21 protein-coding genes are annotated in these 18,722 nt (G+C 67.8%); 13 read left to right on the top strand and 8 right to left on the bottom strand.

All coding sequences use genetic code 11. The features are described 5' to 3' along the window. Nucleotides 1-21 precede the first annotated feature (21 nt). The 3 genes from RJT48_RS07830 to RJT48_RS07820 are packed head-to-tail and all read right to left on the bottom strand — an operon-like array spanning nucleotide 22 to nucleotide 2,488. Nucleotides 22-786, bottom strand: coding sequence for an ABC transporter ATP-binding protein (locus tag RJT48_RS07830; protein WP_311171713.1), 765 nt, complete (start codon nucleotides 784-786; stop codon nucleotides 22-24). Further along, nucleotides 786-1,502 carry an ABC transporter permease gene (locus RJT48_RS07825; protein WP_425604708.1) on the bottom strand — a complete coding sequence of 239 codons (717 nt, stop codon included), beginning with the start codon at nucleotides 1,500-1,502 and terminating at the stop codon, nucleotides 786-788. Before RJT48_RS07825 ends, RJT48_RS07830 begins: the two co-directional genes overlap by 1 nt. Before the next feature lie 2 nt (nucleotides 1,503-1,504). Continuing rightward, nucleotides 1,505-2,488: a substrate-binding domain-containing protein gene (locus tag RJT48_RS07820; RefSeq protein WP_311171711.1), complete on the bottom strand. Its 984-nt coding sequence runs from the start codon at nucleotides 2,486-2,488 to the stop codon at nucleotides 1,505-1,507. A 64-nt stretch (nucleotides 2,489-2,552) separates the two neighbouring features. Between RJT48_RS07820 and RJT48_RS07815 the strand changes: the two genes are divergently transcribed. From RJT48_RS07815 to RJT48_RS07805, 3 genes are all read left to right on the top strand, one after another. Beyond that, the gene (locus tag RJT48_RS07815) at nucleotides 2,553-3,239 is read left to right on the top strand and encodes a TOBE domain-containing protein (protein ID WP_311171710.1); all 687 of its coding nucleotides are present in this window, start codon (nucleotides 2,553-2,555) and stop codon (nucleotides 3,237-3,239) included. A 161-nt stretch (nucleotides 3,240-3,400) separates the two neighbouring features. Continuing rightward, nucleotides 3,401-4,498 (top strand): putative sulfate/molybdate transporter, encoded by a 1,098-nt coding sequence (locus RJT48_RS07810; RefSeq protein ID WP_311171709.1) that lies wholly within the window; start codon nucleotides 3,401-3,403, stop codon nucleotides 4,496-4,498. Nucleotides 4,499-4,700: 202 nt separating this feature from the next. Then, the gene (locus tag RJT48_RS07805) at nucleotides 4,701-6,188 is read left to right on the top strand and encodes an MATE family efflux transporter (protein WP_311171708.1); all 1,488 of its coding nucleotides are present in this window, start codon (nucleotides 4,701-4,703) and stop codon (nucleotides 6,186-6,188) included. Nucleotides 6,189-6,215: 27 nt separating this feature from the next. Here the strand turns inward: RJT48_RS07805 and RJT48_RS07800 are convergent, their stop codons facing one another. From RJT48_RS07800 to RJT48_RS07785, 4 genes are read right to left on the bottom strand one after another with little or no spacing between them, the layout of a single operon-like run. Next, a complete protein-coding gene (locus RJT48_RS07800; protein WP_311171707.1) occupies nucleotides 6,216-6,917 on the bottom strand; it encodes an energy-coupling factor ABC transporter ATP-binding protein in 702 nt (233 codons plus the stop codon). After that, nucleotides 6,914-7,639: a cobalt ECF transporter T component CbiQ gene (cbiQ, locus tag RJT48_RS07795; protein WP_311171706.1), complete on the bottom strand. Its 726-nt coding sequence runs from the start codon at nucleotides 7,637-7,639 to the stop codon at nucleotides 6,914-6,916. Before cbiQ ends, RJT48_RS07800 begins: the two co-directional genes overlap by 4 nt. Further along, on the bottom strand, nucleotides 7,623-7,895 hold the full coding sequence (locus RJT48_RS07790; protein WP_311171705.1) for an energy-coupling factor ABC transporter substrate-binding protein: 273 nt from the start codon (nucleotides 7,893-7,895) through the stop codon (nucleotides 7,623-7,625). Before RJT48_RS07790 ends, cbiQ begins: the two co-directional genes overlap by 17 nt. Beyond that, on the bottom strand, nucleotides 7,892-8,554 hold the full coding sequence (locus RJT48_RS07785) for an energy-coupling factor ABC transporter permease (RefSeq protein WP_311171704.1): 663 nt from the start codon (nucleotides 8,552-8,554) through the stop codon (nucleotides 7,892-7,894). Before RJT48_RS07785 ends, RJT48_RS07790 begins: the two co-directional genes overlap by 4 nt. A gap of 282 nt (nucleotides 8,555-8,836) precedes the next feature. On the opposite strand from RJT48_RS07785, the gene cbiT reads away from it, so the two are divergent. From cbiT to RJT48_RS07735, 10 genes are read left to right on the top strand one after another with little or no spacing between them, the layout of a single operon-like run. Next, nucleotides 8,837-9,388: a precorrin-6Y C5,15-methyltransferase (decarboxylating) subunit CbiT gene (cbiT, locus tag RJT48_RS07780; protein WP_311171703.1), complete on the top strand. Its 552-nt coding sequence runs from the start codon at nucleotides 8,837-8,839 to the stop codon at nucleotides 9,386-9,388. After that, complete coding sequence (locus RJT48_RS07775) at nucleotides 9,385-10,092, top strand: cobalt-factor II C(20)-methyltransferase (protein ID WP_311171702.1); 708 nt, start codon at nucleotides 9,385-9,387, stop codon at nucleotides 10,090-10,092. The genes cbiT and RJT48_RS07775 overlap by 4 nt, the downstream gene beginning before the upstream one ends. A 26-nt stretch (nucleotides 10,093-10,118) precedes the next feature. Next, the gene (locus RJT48_RS07770) at nucleotides 10,119-10,952 is read left to right on the top strand and encodes a cobalt-precorrin-4/precorrin-4 C(11)-methyltransferase (RefSeq protein WP_311171970.1); all 834 of its coding nucleotides are present in this window, start codon (nucleotides 10,119-10,121) and stop codon (nucleotides 10,950-10,952) included. 29 nt (nucleotides 10,953-10,981) lie between these two features. Continuing rightward, nucleotides 10,982-11,950 carry a cobalt-precorrin 5A hydrolase gene (gene cbiG / locus RJT48_RS07765; RefSeq protein WP_311171701.1) on the top strand — a complete coding sequence of 323 codons (969 nt, stop codon included), beginning with the start codon at nucleotides 10,982-10,984 and terminating at the stop codon, nucleotides 11,948-11,950. Beyond that, the gene (locus RJT48_RS07760) at nucleotides 11,947-12,759 is read left to right on the top strand and encodes a precorrin-3B C(17)-methyltransferase (protein WP_311171700.1); all 813 of its coding nucleotides are present in this window, start codon (nucleotides 11,947-11,949) and stop codon (nucleotides 12,757-12,759) included. Before cbiG ends, RJT48_RS07760 begins: the two co-directional genes overlap by 4 nt. A gap of 2 nt (nucleotides 12,760-12,761) precedes the next feature. Continuing rightward, nucleotides 12,762-13,946, top strand: coding sequence for a precorrin-3B C(17)-methyltransferase (gene cobJ, locus RJT48_RS07755; RefSeq protein ID WP_311171699.1), 1,185 nt, complete (start codon nucleotides 12,762-12,764; stop codon nucleotides 13,944-13,946). Continuing rightward, entirely contained in the window at nucleotides 13,946-14,215 is a 270-nt protein-coding gene (locus tag RJT48_RS07750; RefSeq protein ID WP_311171698.1) for a ferredoxin, read from the top strand. Before cobJ ends, RJT48_RS07750 begins: the two co-directional genes overlap by 1 nt. Next, entirely contained in the window at nucleotides 14,212-14,874 is a 663-nt protein-coding gene (locus RJT48_RS07745; protein WP_311171697.1) for a cobalamin biosynthesis protein, read from the top strand. Before RJT48_RS07750 ends, RJT48_RS07745 begins: the two co-directional genes overlap by 4 nt. Next, nucleotides 14,871-16,082 carry a CbiX/SirB N-terminal domain-containing protein gene (locus tag RJT48_RS07740; RefSeq protein WP_311171696.1) on the top strand — a complete coding sequence of 404 codons (1,212 nt, stop codon included), beginning with the start codon at nucleotides 14,871-14,873 and terminating at the stop codon, nucleotides 16,080-16,082. The genes RJT48_RS07745 and RJT48_RS07740 overlap by 4 nt, the downstream gene beginning before the upstream one ends. 1 nt (nucleotide 16,083) lies before the next feature. Continuing rightward, nucleotides 16,084-16,461: a DUF3209 family protein gene (locus RJT48_RS07735; protein ID WP_311171695.1), complete on the top strand. Its 378-nt coding sequence runs from the start codon at nucleotides 16,084-16,086 to the stop codon at nucleotides 16,459-16,461. Nucleotides 16,462-16,542: 81 nt separating this feature from the next. Here RJT48_RS07735 and RJT48_RS07730 read toward each other — a convergent pair whose 3' ends face one another. Next, nucleotides 16,543-18,714: an ATP-binding protein gene (locus RJT48_RS07730; RefSeq protein ID WP_311171694.1), complete on the bottom strand. Its 2,172-nt coding sequence runs from the start codon at nucleotides 18,712-18,714 to the stop codon at nucleotides 16,543-16,545. Between the last annotated feature and the right edge of the window lie 8 nt (nucleotides 18,715-18,722).

The raw sequence follows: 18,722 nt of genomic DNA, 5'->3' as shown, positions 1-18,722 counted from the left end.
ATGTGTTCGCCGAAAAGCCGATCAGTAGACGAGTTCGCCGGAGATGAACTTCCGCGTGCGCTCGTCCGTCGGATCCTCGAAAATCGTCTGGGCCGGTCCGATCTCGGTGAACCCGTCACCTAAAAGCACGGCGACCCGGTCGGCGATGCGCTCGGCCTGGTGCATATCGTGGGTCGCGACCACGACGCCGATACCCCGTTCGCGGGCTTCGTGGATCGCATCCTCGATCACCGCCGTGTTCCGCGGGTCGAGATCTGACGTCGGCTCGTCGAGGAGAAGATACGCCGGGTCGTACGCGAGCGCTCGCGCGAAGGAGACGCGCTGGGCCTCGCCACCGGAGAGCGAGCGGGCCTCCTGTGCGGCGCTGTCGCGCAGCCCCACGACTTCGAGTGATTCGTCGACCGTCTCCGGGGTTCCATCGGATCCGACGAGCGACCCCAGAGCGTCCCGGAGCCGATCGTTCCAGGACCGTCGCACCCGAAGCCCGTACTCCACGTTCCGGGCGACGGTGGCGTCGAAGAGGCTCGCCTCCTGGAACACCATCCCGATCCGGCGGCGTCGTTCCAGCCGGGCCTCCTTGTCGAGCGACCAGACGCCTTGCCCGTCGAGGATGACTTCCCCCCCGTCCGGTTGGAGAAACAGCGACAGGATCCGGAGCACCGTCGTCTTCCCGACGCCCGAGGGGCCGATGATCGCGAGCACTTCGCCGGGATCGACCGACAGCGAGAGGTCCTCGATCACCGTCTCGTCGCCGTAGCCGTGCGTGATATTCGAAAGCCGGATCATCAGCGCATCGCCCCCTCGTCGCCGAGTCTGATGACGATGGCGTTCACGAGCAACACGAGCACGACGAGCACTGCGCCGAGCACCATCGCGGTGTCGTAGCGGCCCTGCCGCGCTTCGAGCTGGATCGCGGTCGTCAGCGTCCGCGTCTTCGAGATGCCCTCTGCGCTGGTGATGTTCCCGCCGACGATCAGCACCGACCCGACCTCGCTGATTGCGCGGCCGAAGCCGGCGAGGATCGCCGTGGCGATGCCGTAGCGGGCTTCTTTGACGACGACGAGTGCGACGTCCAGACGCGTCCCGCCCAGCGCGTGGGCCGCGTCGCGGACGTTGTCGCCCACCCCGGTCAGCGCCGCGAGACTGATCGCCGTGATCGGCGGCGTCGCCAGCACGAACTGCGACATAATCATCGCTTCCGTGGTGAAGATGAGGTCCAGCGCGCCGAGCGGTCCCTGGTTCGAGACGGCAAACAGGACGAGCAGTCCGACGACGACGCTCGGGAACCCCATCCCCGTGTTGATGACGGACTTCACGAACTGTTTGCCGGGGAAGTCGGCGAAGCTCATCACGAGCGCCACCGGGATGCTGAACAGCGTGCTCAGCGCAACGGCCGTGACACTGACGTACAGCGAGACGAAGATGATGCTCCGGACGTATCCCTCCTCGAAGGGGAACGAAACGAACGGCGGGAACAGCTGTGCGACCTGTTCGAGAGGCACACTCACTCCTCGGAGGAGTCGCTACTCCAACCCTCCGGTACGTACTGCTGGAAGTTCGGATCCTCGGAGACCGCCTCCGGGAAGAACAGCTGCTCGTCGTTCATCGTGTAGTCCGAGATAGCGTCCTGTGCTCCCGGGCTGGTGATCCAGCCGATGTACGCCATCGCGAGGTCGTAGTTGGCGTTCTCGTGGACGCCGGGGTTCACGGCCATAATGCCGTAGGGGTTCGCGAGGATCTCCGGGCCGTCCTCGATCGGTCCCTGGACGAGGATGACGAGGTCGATCTCCGAGCGCTGGGAGATGAACGTGCCCCGGTCCGAGAGGGTGTACGCGCCCTGCTGGTTGGCGTTGTTGAGCGCCTCGCCCATTCCGGCGCCGATCTCCTGGTACCAGTCGCCGCCGGGCTCTGTGCCCGCCGCCTCCCAGAGATTCAGCTCCTTGGTGTGCGTCCCGGAGTTGTCGCCGCGGGAGACGAACGGCGCCTCCGCCTCGGCGATCGCCGTGAGGGCGTCGGTCGCCGAACTCGCCCCCTGGATCCCTGCGGGGTCACTCTCGGGCCCGACGATGACGAAGTCGTTGAACATCAGGTCGCGGCGGTTGATCCCGTAGCCGTTGCGAAGGAACTCGTCTTCGAGGCCGCGGGCGTGGACCATCACCACGTCGGAGTCGCCGTTGCGTGCCGACTCCAGCGCCGCGCCTGTTCCCTGCGCCACCGCATCGACGGTCACGCCGTACATCTCCTCGAAGTCGGGGTGGATCGCGTCCAAAAGGCCCGTGTCGTAGGTGCTCGTCGTCGTGGTCAGCGTCAGCGTCTCGCCCGACACCGCGGCCCCTTCATCCTCGCTTTGGCCGCTGGCGGTGATTCCCGAACAGCCGGCGAGCGCCGTCACGGCCGCGACGGAGCCGAGTTTCAGAAACGACCGTCGGGACGCGGTTTCACTGACCTGAGAGGTGATTCCGTCGTTCGCAGACCGTTGTTTCGTCATCGATATAACCACATTCTATCAGCGGAGACATAATGCTTTTGCTCGCCACTGCGTAGGCGAAGGTATGGACGTTCGGCCCTCGTTCGACGCCTACATCCGGACCGACGGCGTGACGCTGGACGACCGGGACGCGGCGCTCTTGCGAGCCATCGACCGGGAGGGGTCGCTCAACCACGCTGCGGAGGCCCTCGGCCGGTCGTACGCGCACGGTCAGCGGCGGATCGTCGAACTCGAAGAGGCGTTCGGATCGCTCGTCGAGCGTCGGCGTGGCGGGTCGGGCGGGGGTGGGAGCGAACTCACCGAGACCGCAAGAGAACTCCTGACGGCGTTCGAGCGGACCCAGCGGAGTTTCGAGGGCGTCGCCGACATCGCCGAGACGGTCCTGACCGGCGAGATCACTGGCCGGGACGGCGAACTTGTCACTGTCGAGACCGGCGCGGGCCCCGTCCGCGCACTCGTTCCGGAAGGCGACGGCCGCGTGCAGTTGACCGTCCGTGCGGACGCCGTCACCCTCACAGACCCCGCGGATACGCCGGTCTCGGAGCATACGAGCGCTCGGAATCGCTTCTCCGGGACAGTCACCGGCGTCGAGTCGGGAGAGCGGATCGTCCGGATCGCCGTCGACGTCGGCGCCGACGAACCGCTCCTCGGGTTGGTGACTCAGGACAGCCGCGAGAAACTGGGGCTTGACCCCGGAAGCGACGTGATCGTCTCCTTCAAGGCGACCGCGACCCGCGGTATCTCGGTTTGATCGCTCTGTTCGGCATTGCGGACACCTCGAAAGTAACGAAACGGAATTTGATTTCTTTTTGCGAATAGATAACTACCGATTCAGACGGCCAGTCGACGAGGTCACGGCGTACGGAGTGAGAACCCAAGCGGTTATGTGAGCCCGGATGCTGCTGGAAATTGATGGAGGTCTTCGCTCGCGACCGGTACCTCCCGGGCTTCGAGCTCTCCCGGAGCGAGCTGACCGGGGCGTTAGGAGATTCGGTTACGGTCCTCCCGGTCGTCGTCGCCGTCGCCGCGCTGACGGAGCTGTCGCTTTCTCACCTTCTGCTCGGATTCGCGGCCTTTCAGGTCGTCTGGGGCCTCTACTACGGCCTCCCGATCTCCGTGGAGCCGATGAAGGCGCTCGCGGCGCTGGTGATCGCCGGCGGGCTCACGACCGGCGAACTCGCCGTCGCAGGGCTCGTCGCCGGCTTCGTCCTCCTCGTCGTCGGAGCGACCGGAATCCTCGGTCGGGTCGTGGAGTACATCGGGACGCCGGTCGTGCGGGGTGTGCAACTGGCTGTCGGCCTGGTGCTCCTCGAAACTGGCATCCAGTTGAGTCTCGGGGATGTCCCGTTCGCGCTGCTCGCCGTCGCGGTCGTCGGAGTCAGCGTCGCCAGCGGCCACCGGCGAGGGAGCACGCTCGCAGTCGTCGCCGTCGGGATCGCGGTCGCGCTCTGGAGTACCGGGACGCCGGCGCCACGACTGCCGGCTTTCTCGATTGCAGTTCCGGATAGAGCCGCGCTGACGTCGGCATCGATCGGTGCGACCGCCGCACAGCTCGCGATGACCGTCGGGAACGCGGCGGTCGCGACGTCGCTCTTGCTCTCGGATTACTACGACGCGGACGTCTCCGCGGACGCGCTGGCGACCAGTATGGGGGCGATGAATCTGCTCGCGATCCCGCTGGGTGCGATGCCGATGTGTCACGGCAGCGGCGGCGTCGCCGGCAAGTACGCCTTCGGCGCGCGGACCGCCGGAGCGAACCTGATCCTCGGCGCCCTCTACGCGCTCGCGGCGGTCGTCGCCGTGGGGGTTGTCGCGGCCTTCCCGCTCGCGATGCTCGGGGTCGTGCTCGCCGTGATCGCCGCCGAACTCGGACGTGCGGGGCTCGACACCGACGACCTGCCCCTGGCGGTCGGGATCGGCGTTCTCGGGCTCCTGTCGAACGTCGGGGTCGCGTTCGTCGTCGGGATCGGGGTCTACCAGCTTCGCGAGCGGTTCGCCGGATCCCCGTGAGCAACCCGAAAGCGAAGGCGTATCCCCGTTGAACGACTATTTGATCACAAGTGAAAGCAGTCAGTTCGCTCTCTGAAGCCCTCTTCTTCGTCGGCACGATAACCGGCCCGATGACGCAGCGCGCGACGAATAGCGGAGAAACCGCGACGACCGTTCACGACCGGCTCGACGCGTCTCTCCGGACACACCTCTCGGTCGAACGATGAGCGGACCGCGAGGGTCGGATCGGGCGGTGAACGTCACCGACGGTCCCCTTTTGAAGCCGCTTTTCGTCCTCTCGATCCCGATCGTGCTGGCGAACCTCCTGCAGGTCGGCTACAACCTCGCCGACACCTTCTGGGTCGGGCGCCTCGGCAGCGACGCGGTCAGCGCCATCTCCTTTTCGTGGGCGATCGTGTTCCTCACGATCACGCTGGCGGCCGGGTTCACCGTCGCGGGCACGGTGCTCGTTGCGCAAAACAAGGGCGCAGGAAATCTCGATCGGATTAGCGAGGTCGCGGGCGGAACGATCTCGTTCGTCGTCGGGCTCTCCGTGGTCTTCTCTATCCTCGGCTACGGGCTGGCACCGTGGCTGCTCGATCTTGTCGGCGCAACCCCGGGCACGGAGGTGTTCCGCCTCGCGGTGACGTACACGCGGACGATGTTCCTCGGCATCCCCTTCGTCTTCGGCTTCTTCATCTTCCAGTCGCTCCTTCAGGGGTGGGGCGACACGCGCACGCCGCTGTATCTGATGCTCCTCGGTGTCGTTCTCAACGTCGTCATCGACCCCTTCCTGATTCTCGGCTTCCAGAACAACCTGGTGTTCGAGGTCGCCGGGCAGACCGCGCTGCAGTCGAGTCTCTACGCGACGACCGGCTTCTCGGGCTTCGGGGTGCAGGGGGCCGCGATCGCGACGATCGCTTCCCGCGGCGTCGGCGCCGTCATCGCGATGGGACTCCTGCTCTCGGGGCGGGTCGGAATCCAACTCGATCCGAGCGACTTCCTGCCGACGCGCGGAATCCTCCGCAAGATCTTCCGGATCGGTGCGCCTGCCAGCATCGAGATGAGTACCCAGTCGCTGGGCGTGACGGTCCTCACGGCACTCGTCGCCATCGCGGGCGCCGAGTCGGTCGCCGCGTTCGGGATCGGCACGCGTGTCACGTCCCTGGTCGTGCTTCCTGCGCTCGGCCTCGCCCGCGGTACGGAGACTGCGGTCGGCCAGAACCTCGGCGCGAAACAGCCCGGGCGGGCCAAGCGGGCTGTGCTGGCGAGTGCGGCCGTCACAGCTGGGGTCCTCGCAGTCGTCACGGTCGCCGTCTACGTCAACGCGGCCGCGATTATCGGCTTTTTCATCACCGGCGAGGCGGCCACATCCGTGATCGCGACCGGCGCGGACTACCTCCGGATCGTCGGCGCAACCTACGTCTTCCTCGGCGTCTTCCACATCGTCCAGGGTGCCTACCGTGGCAGCGGGAGCACTCGGATCGCGATGATCTTCGGAATCGTCGGCCTCATCCTGCTTCGCGTGCCACCGGCGTACGCGCTCGTCGCCTGGTCCGATCTCGGTGCCACGGGCGTCTGGTACGGCATCGCCGCGGCGAACGTGCTGATGGTGTTGCTCTCGGGGGCGTATCTGCTGCGCGGCACGTGGACCGAGGGCATCGTCGATCGGGAACGCCCCGGCCCGACACCGACACCCGGTGACGACTGACGACGACCACGACGGTTCTCTCCCGCGTCACTCCCCGAAGTTACGGAGCCCGAACTCCTCGGCCGGCACCTCCGCCAGCGTCCGGTCACGGTATGCGATCCGGCCGTCGTCGAGCACGGCGAACGCGTCGCCGACAGCGGCTGCGAACCCGGGATAGTGGGTCGATATCACGAACGTGAGCCCTTCCTCGGTCAGGTCGCCGATCAGATCCACGAGCGCGCGGGCCCCGTCACCGTCGAGTCCCGCGGTCGGTTCGTCGAGGACGACGTAGTCGGGATCCAGCGCCAGCACGCCCGCCAGCGCGACGCGCTTCCGTTCGCCGTTGCTCAGGCGGCTACAGAGCCGATCCCCGTAGCCGTCGAGACTGACTCTGGAGAGTGCCCGATCGACGTTTTTCTCCGGCACGTCCGGGTGGTTCGCCGGCCCGAACGCGACGTCCTGCCTGACGGTCGGTGCGACGAGTTGGTCGTCGGGGCGCTGAAAGACGAAACCGACGCGACGGCGGAGCGCCGTCAGCGCGTCGTCGTCGTACGAAACCCGGGTCCCGTCGACCCTGACGTGTCCCGAATCGGGCGTCAGGAGGCCGTTGAACTGTTTGAGCAGCGTCGACTTGCCGGCCCCGTTGCGGCCGAGCAGGACCGTCACTTCCGCGGTCGCGGCCGTGAAGTCGACGCCGCGGAGGACCGTCCGCTCGCCGTACGCGAAGCCGAGGTCGAGCGTTTCGATCACGTGAGCCACCTCACCGCGACGAGCAGACAGAGCACCGCACCGACGACGGCGTGACCGTCGCTCTCGTAGCCCGGGACCGGCATCTCCCCCGCGTAGTTCCGCGCTTCCATCGCGGTGCCGAAGGCCTCGGCCCGATCGATCGAACTCACGAGCAGCGATGCGCCGATCAGTTTCGTCGTGCGGAACAGACTCCGACGGGAGGTGAACCCCCCGCGAAGGCGGGCCGCCGTCGTCAATCTCGCAGACTGCTCGATCAGTACCTGAATGCCGCGGTAGACTAAAAGTAGCAGTTCGACGATCGGCGCCGGGAGCCGAAGCCCGTCGAGAGCGGCCACCAGTTGCGGCGCGGTCGTCGTCAGCACGAGAAAGGAGAGGACCGAGAGAGAGGCAACCGCGCGCACGCCGGTGGCGGCCGCGACGTCGATGCCGCGCGCGGAGATTGTCAGAACCCAGAACTCCGCCACCGGCTCGCCCGGCAGCGTGATCGCGATCAAGAGCAGACTCGGGAGCAGAAACGGTAGCGGATACCGAAGCAGCCTGACGTAGGCGCGGCCGACGGCGTGGATCGACAAGAGGGCGAACGCGGCCATCGCGGCGAGGTGCGTGGCGAGGTCTGTCGTCAATGCGGTCACAACCAGGGCCGAGAAGACGAAGTAGACCCTGAGCGGCCCGTTCACGAGCGGCGTCGCGTCCACCTGGATCCGCTCAAGCGTCCCGTGCATCGTCCATCTCTCGGAGTCTCGTCAGATAATAGCCCAGCAGGACGGCACCGAGACCACCCTGTGCGGCGAACAGCAGCGGTTCGCCGAGCGATCCGGGCGGCGTCCACACGGGCGAGATCCAGGGGTCGTACGTCGGCGCGCGCTCCTCGACGACGGCGGCCGCCTGCTGATCGGTCCCGGGCACGCCGCTCGCGAGCGTTGCGAGCAGGAGGACAGCCAGTGCGACGGCGATGCCGAACAGCAGCGCCCGTCTCACGACGGCACCCCCAGACGTCGCTCGGTGTCCGTCTCCAGTCTGAGCAGATAGCCGACCATCGCCGCCGCCAAAGCGCCTTCGAGCACTCCGATCGGCAGTTGCGTGAGCGAGAAGACCCCGGCGAAGTTGAGCGAGGCCGTCAGCACCCCACCGGGGTCGTTGCCGGCGGGGAACGCCAGGCCGAGTTGCAGCGACGTCACCAGATACGTAGCCCAGTCGGTGACCGTCGCCGCGACGAACGTGGCCTGCTGAATCGAGAGCGTCGACCGGGCCAATCGATAAGCCACCCAGCCGACGACCGGGCCGACGATTCCCATCGCGGTCACGTTAGCCCCGAGCGTCGTCAGCCCGCCGTGGGCGAGCAGCACGGCCTGATAGAGGAGGACGATGGCCGAGACGAACGCGGTGACCGCCGGGCCGAAGAGGACGACCAGCACGCCGGTCCCCGTCGGATGCGCCGAACTGCCGGCCACGGAGGGCAGTTTGAGCGCCGAGAGAACGAACACGAACGCCGCGGCGACGGCGACGAGCGCCTTTGTCCGGGCGTCGGTCCGGACGGCGGTCACTGTCCGGCGGGCGCCGTACGCGACGAACGGCAGCGCGACGGCGGTCCAGACGACCGCCCAGACCGGGGGCAGGAACCCTTCGATGATGTGCACGTCGGAGTCACTCCGTGTACCGGCCAATTACATCCCCCGTCTAAAACAATTCTGCTTGCAGTAATATCAAAGAACTTTGGAGGGCCGAGAGACGAGGCCGTCGTCAGCGAAGATCAGCTTTTCCCGCCGTATATGTGGTTTTTTGCCGCTGAATTTGTCGTATACTGACAGGTCCATCTCGATGAGACCAACGGCCGAGCCGAGTTCGGCCGCCCATACGAAACTTCACTTTTTGTATAACAAGCAAAATTGTTTTCACACCGGGCGGAAATGGTGGGGGTGATGCCTCAGGTGGCACTCCCCCACGACGCGAAGGCCGGCCCGACGAAGCCGGAGATCCGCGCGATGTCGATCGAGAAGTTGGCGCTCGGCCCTTCGGACCACGTCGTCGACGTCGGCTCCTGTACCGGCGCGGTCACGATCGAGGCCGCGCGTCGGGCCGGCCGGGTGACGGCGATCGAACGGAAGCCGGACCGGTTGGACGTGACGCGCAAGAACCTCGCAGCCAACGACTACGACGCCGAGGTATCGCTCCGCGAGGCCGAGGCGCCCGCGGGGCTTCCCGACGACGCCGACGCGATGTTTCTCGGCGGCAGCCGGAACTTCACGGACGTCCTCGATCACGCCGTCGAGACGGGCGTCGACCAGCTGGTGATGAACGTCTCCCGCGTCGAAGTCGCGGGCGAGGCCATCGAGGCGTTCCGGGAACGGGATCTGCTCTCGGAGGTCCTGCAGGTCCAGGTGAACCACGGGTACGAACTCGCCGGCGCGACGAGCTTCAAGGCCGACAATCCGGTGTACGTCCTCGTGGGAGCCCGCGGAGGCGACGAATGACCGTCTACGGCGTTGGCCTCGGCCCGGGCGAAGCCGAACTGATCACGCTGAAGGGAAAACGGGTCCTCGAAGCCGCGGGCGTTGTCTACTCGCCCGGGCGGCTCTCCCGGACGGTCGCGCGTCAGTACGTCCCGGACTCGGCGCTCGGCGACCTCGACTTCCCGATGACGCGGGATCCCGAGAAACTCCGCAGCGCGTGGCGGGAGGCCGCCGCGGCCGTAGCGGAGGCAGCAGACGACGGCGACGTCGCGTTCGTGACGCTCGGCGATCCGAACGTCTACTCGACGTTCGGCCACCTCCGGCGGACGCTCTCGGCGTTCCATCCCGAGGTCGACCTCGACGTCGTGCCCGGTGTGAGCGCGGTCACGGCCTTCGCGACGGCGCTCGGTGTCGAAATCGAGGCCGGAACCGGACTCTCGCTGCGGGAGGCCGCCGACGGGGCGGCGCCGACTGGACCTGATCGGATGATCCTGTTCAAGGTCACCGACGCGGTCGCGACCCACGAAGGACTCGTCGCGGCGGGCTACGACGTCCGCTACGGCCGGCGACTCTTTATGGAACAGGGCGAGACGGTGATCACCGACGATCCGACCGAGATCGCCGAACGCGACTACTACACGCTCGCGTACGCCGAGCGGCGGGGACTCGACCGTGACCTCGCGACGGCCGAGTTCGAGGGGCTCGAATCGGAGGGATCAGCGTGAGCGACAGTGCTGAGGAGTCCGCCGGGATATCTGCAGACGATTCCCACACCGCGGGCGACGTCCGCGAGGGCATTCCTTTCATCGGCGCGGGACCGGGCGATCCGGGGCTGCTCACGGTCACCGGCAAGCGACTCGTGGAAGACGCCGACCTGGTGGTCCACGCGGGATCGCTGGTGAACAGCGAACTCCTCGAGGCCTACTGTGCGGACGCCGAGCAGGTGTCGAGCGTCGGGAAGGATCTCGAAGAGCTCGTCCCGCTGATGACCGACGCCTTCGAGTCCGGCCGGACGGTCGTCCGCCTCCACAGCGGTGACCCGGCGATCTACGGCGCGGCGCTCGAACAGATGGACGCCCTGGAAGCGAACGGCGTCCCGACGTATTTCGTCCCCGGCGTCACCTCGGCGTTCGCGGCCAGCGCGACGCTCGGGACGCAGTTGACTCTCAACGAGGTGGCCAACCACGTCGCGTTCACCCGCCCACAGGGGAAGACTCTCTCGCCCGACGAGGACCACATCGGCGACTTCCTCGACCACGGCGACGTGACGGTCTGCATCTACCTCGGGACGCACGCCGTCGACGAGACGATGGACCGGCTGCTCGCCGAGGGCCACGATCCGAACACCCCCGTCGCGGTGGTCTACCACGCCTCGTGGCCGGACGAGGACGTGATCAGGGGGACGATCGGGACCATCGGCGAGCAGATCGAGGAGGCGGGCTACCGCGCCTCGGCGCTGGTCATCATCGGCGAGGCGGCGACGGGCGCGGGGTACGAGCGGTCGTACCTCTACGGCGACTGGGCGCGCGGCGGCGAAGATTCGACCGAGAGTGCAAGCGAGATCGGGACTGAGACGGATGACTGAGAATCCGATGGATGACCGAGAGCAGACAGATGACTGAGACAACAGCACAATCGAACGACAGCGACTGTAGCACGGCCGACAGCGACGGCGAGGTCGCACGGGAGATCGCGATCGTAAGTTTCGAGCGGAAGCGCGAGACGGCCGAAGAGATCCAGGACGGCCTCGCCGACGACTACGACCGGATAGACATCCTCGAATACCACGGCGAGGTGTTCGAGGAGCACTGGGGCGCGTACGACTGCTTCGTCGGGCTGATGGCCAGCGGGATCGCGATGCGGAAGACCGCGCCGCTGCTCGACGACAAGTGGGCGGACCCGGCGGTCGTCGTCGTCGACGAGGAGTTGACGTGGGCGATTCCGCTGACCGGAGGGCACCACGGCGCCAACCAGGTGGCGCACGACCTCTCGACGATGGGCGCGGTCCCCGCGATGACGACGGCCTCGGAGGCCGCAGGGAAGCAGGGCGTCGAGAGCCGCGCAAAGGCGCTCGGGGCCCACGTCGTCAACGGCGATTCGACGGTCGCGACGAACCTCGCGGTCCTCAACGACGAACTGGGGCCGGTGGCGCGCCTCGACGGCCCGCGGGCAGTCCTCGTCGACGACGACGTGACCGTCCTCAAGCGGAACGCCGAGGACGGCGTCGTCCTCGGGACCGGCAGCGTCTCCGGCGCGCGGGCCGAGCAGTTCCTGACGGCCTGGCGCGACGCCCTCGATGCGGCCGACCGCTCGCCCGACGACGTCGAGTTCGTCGCGACGGCGACCCGCAAGGAGGGCGAGGAGGGGATGCTCGAGGCGGCCCGCGAACTCGGCGTCGGCGTCGCGTACCTCGACAAGGAGACACTCCTCGAATTCGAGGGGCCGACGCCCTCCCGCTCGAAGGAACTCATCGGCTGGCCCGGAATCGCGGAGGCAAGCGCCATCGCCGCCGGACGCGAGCACGAACTCCTCGTGGAGAAGCGGCGCCACGACGACGCCGTGACTGTGGCGGTGGGCCGATGAGCGATCACGGCACGCTCTACGTCGTCGGGATCGGCCCGGGGCTCCCCGACCAGATGACCCGGCGGGCCCGCGAGGTCATCACCGACGCCGACTGCGTCATCGCCTCGAACCTCTATCAGGCGTTCCTGCGCGAGGACGGGACGCTCCCGCCCGAGGGCGAGGCGGAGCCTGACGATCCCGAGGTCGTCCGCTCGTCGATGGGCAAGCAGATCGAACTCACCCGCGAGGCGTTCGAGCGCGTCCGCGAGGGCGAGGACGTCGCGCACGTCTCCGGCGGCGATCCGAACGTCTACGGGAAGTCGGATCTGGTGTTCACGATGGCCGACGCCGACGACGCGACCGATATCCCGATCGAGATCGTCCCCGGCGTCACGGCGGCGCTCGGCGGCGCGGCGATGATGGGCGCGCCCCTCTCCAACGACTTCTGTACGATCTCGCTTTCGGACAAGTGGCGCGGCTGGGACGAGATCGAGGAGAAACTCCGCGCGGCCGCGGTGGCCGATTTCGTCGTCGTCCTGTACAACTGCTGGCGCAACTACGAGCGGTCGATCGAGGTCCTGCGGGAGGAGCGCGCCGACGACGTCCCCGTCGGCATCTTCAACGACGCCGGGCGGGGTGACGCAGGCCGAAACGTCGAGGGGGAGACCTACACCCTGACGACCCTCGGCGACGCGGCGGCCCACGAGGAGAACGTCGGCGGGATGGGAACGTCGATCCTCGTCGGCACCCACGAGACCGAGACCTGGCGTAACGACCACAAAACGCATCTCGTCACCCCGCGCGGCGGGCGTGACGTCGACGACTTCTGACAATGAGTGACACAGCAACAGATACGGACGCGGACAGAACGTGTGGCGCGGCAACCGAGACGGAGACTGGAGCCGACGAATCGGCGGGGACGAACAGTTCGGCGTGCGGCGCATCGACCTCGCCGGAGGCGGCAACTGAGTCGACACCGGCTGCTGAGTCGACACCGGCTGCTGAGTCGACACCGGCTGCTGAGTCGACACCGGCTGCTGAGTCGACACCGGCTGCTGAGTCGACACCGGCTGCTGAGTCGACACCGACTGCTGAGTCGACACCGACGGACTCGTCGGGTTCGGCGTGCGGCGCATCGACAACGGACGACGCCTCGACAACCGAGACGTCGAGTTCGGCCTGTGGCGGTTCGAGCTCCTCGACCGACGAGAAGGTCGCGGCCAGTGTCGACGACTTCGAGGCCGACCCGGGGCGACTCGTCGCGGTCGGCCTCGGACCTGGTGAGCCCAGCGGAATGACCACGCGGGCGAAGGCAGCGCTCCGCGAGGTCGATCAGATCGTCGGCTACACCACGTACATCGACCTGCTGCCCGAGGAGATCGTCGAGGGCGCCGACGACGTCTACTCCACGCCGATGTGCGGCGAGGTCTCCCGGACGGAGGAGGCGGTGGACCGCACGCTCGCCGGCAACGACGTCGCGATCGTCGGCAGCGGCGACCCGAACGTCTACGCGCTGGGAGGACTCGCGCTCGAAATCCTCGAATCGAAGGGCGGCACCGCGTGCGCCGTCGACTTCGAGGTGGTACCGGGCGTACCGGCCGCGCAGTCGTGTGCCGCGCGGCTGGGCGCGCCGCTGGTGAACGACACAGTCAGCATCAGCCTCTCGGATCACCTGACGTCGATGCCGACGATCGAATCGCGGCTGCACGCGGTCGCCAAGGAGGGTTTCACGATCGCGGTCTACAACCCCTGGAGCCGCAAGCGCCGCGAGAACTACGAGAAGTGCTGTGAGATCCTCCTGGAACACCGCGATCCGGAGACGCCGGTCGGGATCGTCCACGCTGCCGGACGCGAGGACGAGGAGGTCGAGATCGTCGAACTCGGCGAGTTGCCCGAACTGGGCGAGACCGACCTCGTCGATATGACGACCACGCTGCTCGTCGGCAACGAGGAGACGTACGTCTGGGACGACCGGATGGTGACGCCCCGCGGCTACGAGCGGAAGTACGAGTACTGATGTTCCGCGTCCAACTCGATCGGGACGCCTGCGAGGGGATCTTCGCGTGTCTCGTCCGCGACGACCGGTTCGTCGAAGACGAGGCGGGACTGGCCACAGTCGACTCGGACGCTGCCGGCGTCGTCGACGTGGACCGTGAGGGCGATCGCGTGGTCGCCACGTTCGAGGGCGATGTCGACGACGCGGAGTTGGCTGCGGCGGCCTGCCCGCCCGGGGCAATCGCGGTCCACGACGGCGACACGATGATCGATTCGGGAGGCGAGCGATGACCGACGACACGCCCGGCGGACTGCTGGCGAGTCACCCTGAGACGGCCTACTTCTGGGGCTCCGTCGCCGGCGACGGGGATATCCAGAAAGATCGGATTACCGTCCGCGCGTGCGACGAAGCGAGCGCCGAGCGACTCCGCTCCATCGCGGGCGGCGGGTCGATCGAACAGCACCGGACAGAACGGGAATACGCCCACGATACGGATCTCACCCGAACGGGCGAGGAGTACGAGGTGACCGTCCGCGGCGGCGTCGCCGCCCGCGGGAGCGCCGCGTTCGGACTCCCGACCGGCTCGGAGTCGGGCGGCTATCGATTCGACGCACTGTCGGAGCACGACCGACAGTTGCTCAGAGGGCTACTCGAAAGCTGCGGGACGGTCTGTTTCAAGTCTTCGAGCGGGACAGTCGGCGTCTCGTTCGTTCACGACGACCGGCGATTGCTGGAACGGATCGACGGCCTCCTCTCGGACTGCGCCGTCGACGCCCCAACCGGGGAGATCGCTGAGACGTCGTCGGGTGGCTACTGGTTCGGGGTCGACGACGAGGCGGCTGGCCGGTTCGGCCAGTGGGTCTACGAGGGAAGCGAGGCGACTGGCCTGTTCGCGCCGACGCGGCGCCGGAAACTCCGGCGGAGCATCGAGCAGGCGTCGGAGTTATGAGCACCACCGAAGCCTCCCTCGACGACGATGCGGTCCTGCTCGTCGGCCACGGCTCCCGCCGGGAGAAGTCGAACGAACAGGTCCGGACGCTGGCGGCGAAACTCGAAGCCGCGCTCGAATTGCCGGTCGACGTGGCGTTCCTCGAACTCGCGGAGCCGTCGATCTCGGCCGCGATCGAGGGGCTGGCGCCGACCTGCGAGCGGCTGACCGTCGTCCCGCTGTCGCTGTTCGGCGCGAGCCACGTCAAAAGCGACATCCCGGTTGCCGTGCAGACCGCGCGGGCCGAACACGACGGGCTGACGATCCAGTACGGCTCTCATCTCGGCGTCCACCCATCGCTCGTGGCGCTGCTCGACGAGCGGGTCGGCGCCGTCGAGTCGTCGCTCGGTGTCGATCGGGAGACGGACGACGTCGCCGTCGTGGTCTGTGCGCGCGGATCGAGCGATCCCGACTCGAACGCCGACGTCCACAAACTGACGCGACTGCTCTACGAGGGCCGTGACCTCGACCGGGTCGAAGCGTCGTTCATCGGCGTCACGACCCCGAAATTGGACGACACGCTGCATTCGATCGCCAAAGAGCGGCCCGACGGGATCGCGGTCGTCCCGTATATGCTCGGCGACGGGAAACTGACCCAGCGGATCGTCGAGACGACCCGGGAGTTCGACGAGTCGTACCCCTACGTCGACGCGGGTGCAGGCGACCCGCTCGGGACCGACGACCGCGTCGTCGACGTGCTGGCGGACCGGTTCCAGGCGGCTCGCGCCGACAGCGTCGAGATGTCCTGCGACACCTGCAAGTACAAGGTCGAACTGTCGGGCTACGAGGAGGACCGGGGCGGCGCACGGGCGATGCTGCGGTCGCTCGTCCACCAGGCTGAACACGAGGACCGCGAGGACCTCGACGACGACCCGCACGTCCACGACGCGCCGGCGAAACACGTCGCGGTCTGCACGAACCAGACCTGCGCCGAGAGCGGTGCGGCCAGAGTCATCGAGGGATTGCGGAACGCAGCACGCGACGCCGACTGCGACGCCCGCGTCACGCGGAGTTCCTGTCTCGGCCAGTGCGGCGACGGCCCGATGGTCGCCGTGTACCCCGACGGGATCTGGTATGGCGGCGTGACCACCGACGACACCGGCAGGATCGTTTCGTCCCACCTGCGGCGGGACCGCATCGTCTCCGACCTCGTCCACCAGACACTGTAAGATGGCCTGTGAAGAACTCGAAGCGCTCCGACTCGCACTGATGAACGTGACCGGCACCGCCGACGAAAGCGTCCGACAGCACGCCGAGGCCGAACTCGGCGAGACGCTCGACGACGACGGACCGATCGCCGCGCTCGCCGACGCCGCGACGCTCGCGGAGATCCAGCGGCATCTCGATGCCGCCCTCGTCGAGTTAGAGGAGGAAGCGATGCACGCCGACCCCGACGATCCGCAGGGGGCGTACCTCCGTGGCCGCGTCGTCGCTGTCAGGGACGCCCAGGGGACGGTGCGACGGCTCCGCACCGAGACAGACGCGCTGCTCGACGACCTCGGTGAGGCGCATCACACCCTCCACGAGACCTTCCCCGTCGAGGAGTAATGCCGCGAGGTTTCGGTCGGGCGCCTGTTCTCCGATGAACTGGGCTGTTGGGCAGATCTTCAGACGTGTCCGGCCGACCGATCAGCGCTCGGCCGCGGCATTCGCGGCGGCGTGCGCCACCCGCTCAGCCGTGAGATCCTGCAGCGACACCCTGCGTGCGTCGGTCGCGTCCTCGATGACGCTGGTCAATCCAGCACCCTCGTCGCCGGCGTCGACGAGGACCACCGACGATTCGGTCTCCGCGAGCCGACGAGCGGCCGCGCGGGTCGCCGCCGTCGGACTCCCCTCGGCGACGTTCGCGCGCCCGTCGGTCACGACGACGACGAGGCTCGCTTCGGCCTCCGCGCGGGCGGCAAGCCGCGTCGCTGCGTCCAGGCCGGCCGGCAGCGGCGTCCGGTCCCCCGTCGGCAGTTCTTTCAGATGCCGAGCGGCCAGGGTCACGCTGTCCGTGGGGGGCAACAGCACCTCGGCGTCGTCGCCGGCGACAGCGACGAAGGCCACCTCGTCGCGCTGCTCGTAGGCGTCCTCCAAGAGCGACAGCACCGTCCCCTTCGCCCGCCGCATCGCCGGTCGCATCGACGCGCTGGCGTCGACGACGAAGATCACGAGCGTCCCCGCGGTGCCGGTCCGGACCGACGTCCGGAGATCCCGTGCTGCGACCTCGGTCCGCCCCTCGGTCGCAGCGGCCCGGACGGATGCGGCGGCATCGACGGTATCTGCGGAGTCCGCCTGTTCGGTCCGCACGCGGGATCCCCGGGCCTGTGTCGAGGGGTCGACGTTGGCACGCGACCCGTCGGTCTCCGTTGCCGACGCTGACTCGACCTCGTCGACCGGCGGAGCGACCGCGTCGCCGACCTCGGCCCGCTGCCCTGGCACGAGCGGCGTCGCCGTGGTCTCCTCGCCGGCATCCTCTTCCGGTGGTCCATCCCCGTCCGAAGACGAGTCGCCACCGTCGTCTCGGTCTTGGGACGCCCCAGCAGGCCGCTGGGCTCCACCGGAGTCGTCGTCGGACTCGTTTGCGTCGTCGGATTCGTTTGTGTCGTCGGATTCGTTTGCGTCGTCGCTTCCGCCGTCCGGATTCTGTTGGTCGGAATCGTCGGTTCCGCTTCTCCCGTCTTCGCCGTCGGTTCCATCCGCGTTCGCACCGTCACCAGCGTCCTCTTCCTCCTTCTCCGAGGCCTCTTCACCAGCGGACTCGCCGTCGTCACCATCATCACCGTCCGCGTCTTCCGAACTGTCGTCTTCCGCGTCGTCGAAATGATCGTCCAGTACGTCGTCGACGTCGGGCGAGTTCTCGAAGGGGCGGCCCTGGAGGCGGTGCGGGAGCGCCAGCGTCGCCGCCTCCCGGACGTCGGATTCGATCACTTTCGCGCGGCCGTCGAGCGCCGCGAGCGTCATCGCCGTTCGTGCGGTCGCGATGTCCGCGCGGTGACCGTCGACCCCTGCCTCGCCGCAGAGTTCGGCGATCTCCGTCTTGAACGCCGCGGGGAGGTCGACCTCCGGGAGCAGATTTCGGGCGCGACGCAGCCGTTTTCGCACTGCTTCGGTCTCCGATTCGTACCCGTCGGCGAACCGTTCGGGATCGTCGTGTCTGTCGAGCGCCCGATCGATCACCTCGACGCGGTCCTCGACTGATTCGACGCCGGTGACCGTCGCCTGAAGCGCGAACCGATCGCGGAGTTGTGGACGGAGATCACCCTCCTCGGGGTTCATCGTCCCGACGAGTGTGAAGTCCGCGGGGTGTTCGACGCTCACGCCGTCGCGCTCGACGCGGTTGACCCCGCTCGCTGCCGCGTCGAGCAGGACGTCCACGAGGTGATCCTCCAGGAGGTTCACCTCGTCGACGTAGAGGATGCCGCGGTTGGCCCGCGCGAGGAGTCCGGGATCGAACTCTGCGGCCCCGTCGAGCGCGTCGGCGACCGAGAGGGTCCCGGTCACTCGCTCCCGCGTCGCGCCGAGCGGGAGCGTCACGAGCGGGACGGGCCGGGTTTCGACCTCGTAGTCGGATCGTTCCCGACACGCTGAACACTGTCGCTCGGGGTCCTCGGGGTGACAGCCGTACGGGCAGTCGGCGACCGCGCGCTGTTCGGGAAGCAGTTCCACCAGCGCCCGAACGGCGGTCGATTTCGCCGTCCCCTTCTCGCCGCGGACGAGGAGTCCGTCGAGCGCGTCGTTGGCAGCGACGGCCAGCAGCGCCCGTTTCAGCTCCGCCTGTCCGACGATCGCAGGGAACGGCGTGTAGCGGCGAGGCATACAGATAT

This window comes from Halobellus ordinarius, from assembly GCF_031823395.1.
In the GTDB taxonomy this organism is placed as follows: Archaea; Halobacteriota; Halobacteria; order Halobacteriales; family Haloferacaceae; genus Haloquadratum; species Haloquadratum ordinarius.
This window is presented reverse-complemented; position numbering and strand designations above follow the sequence as displayed.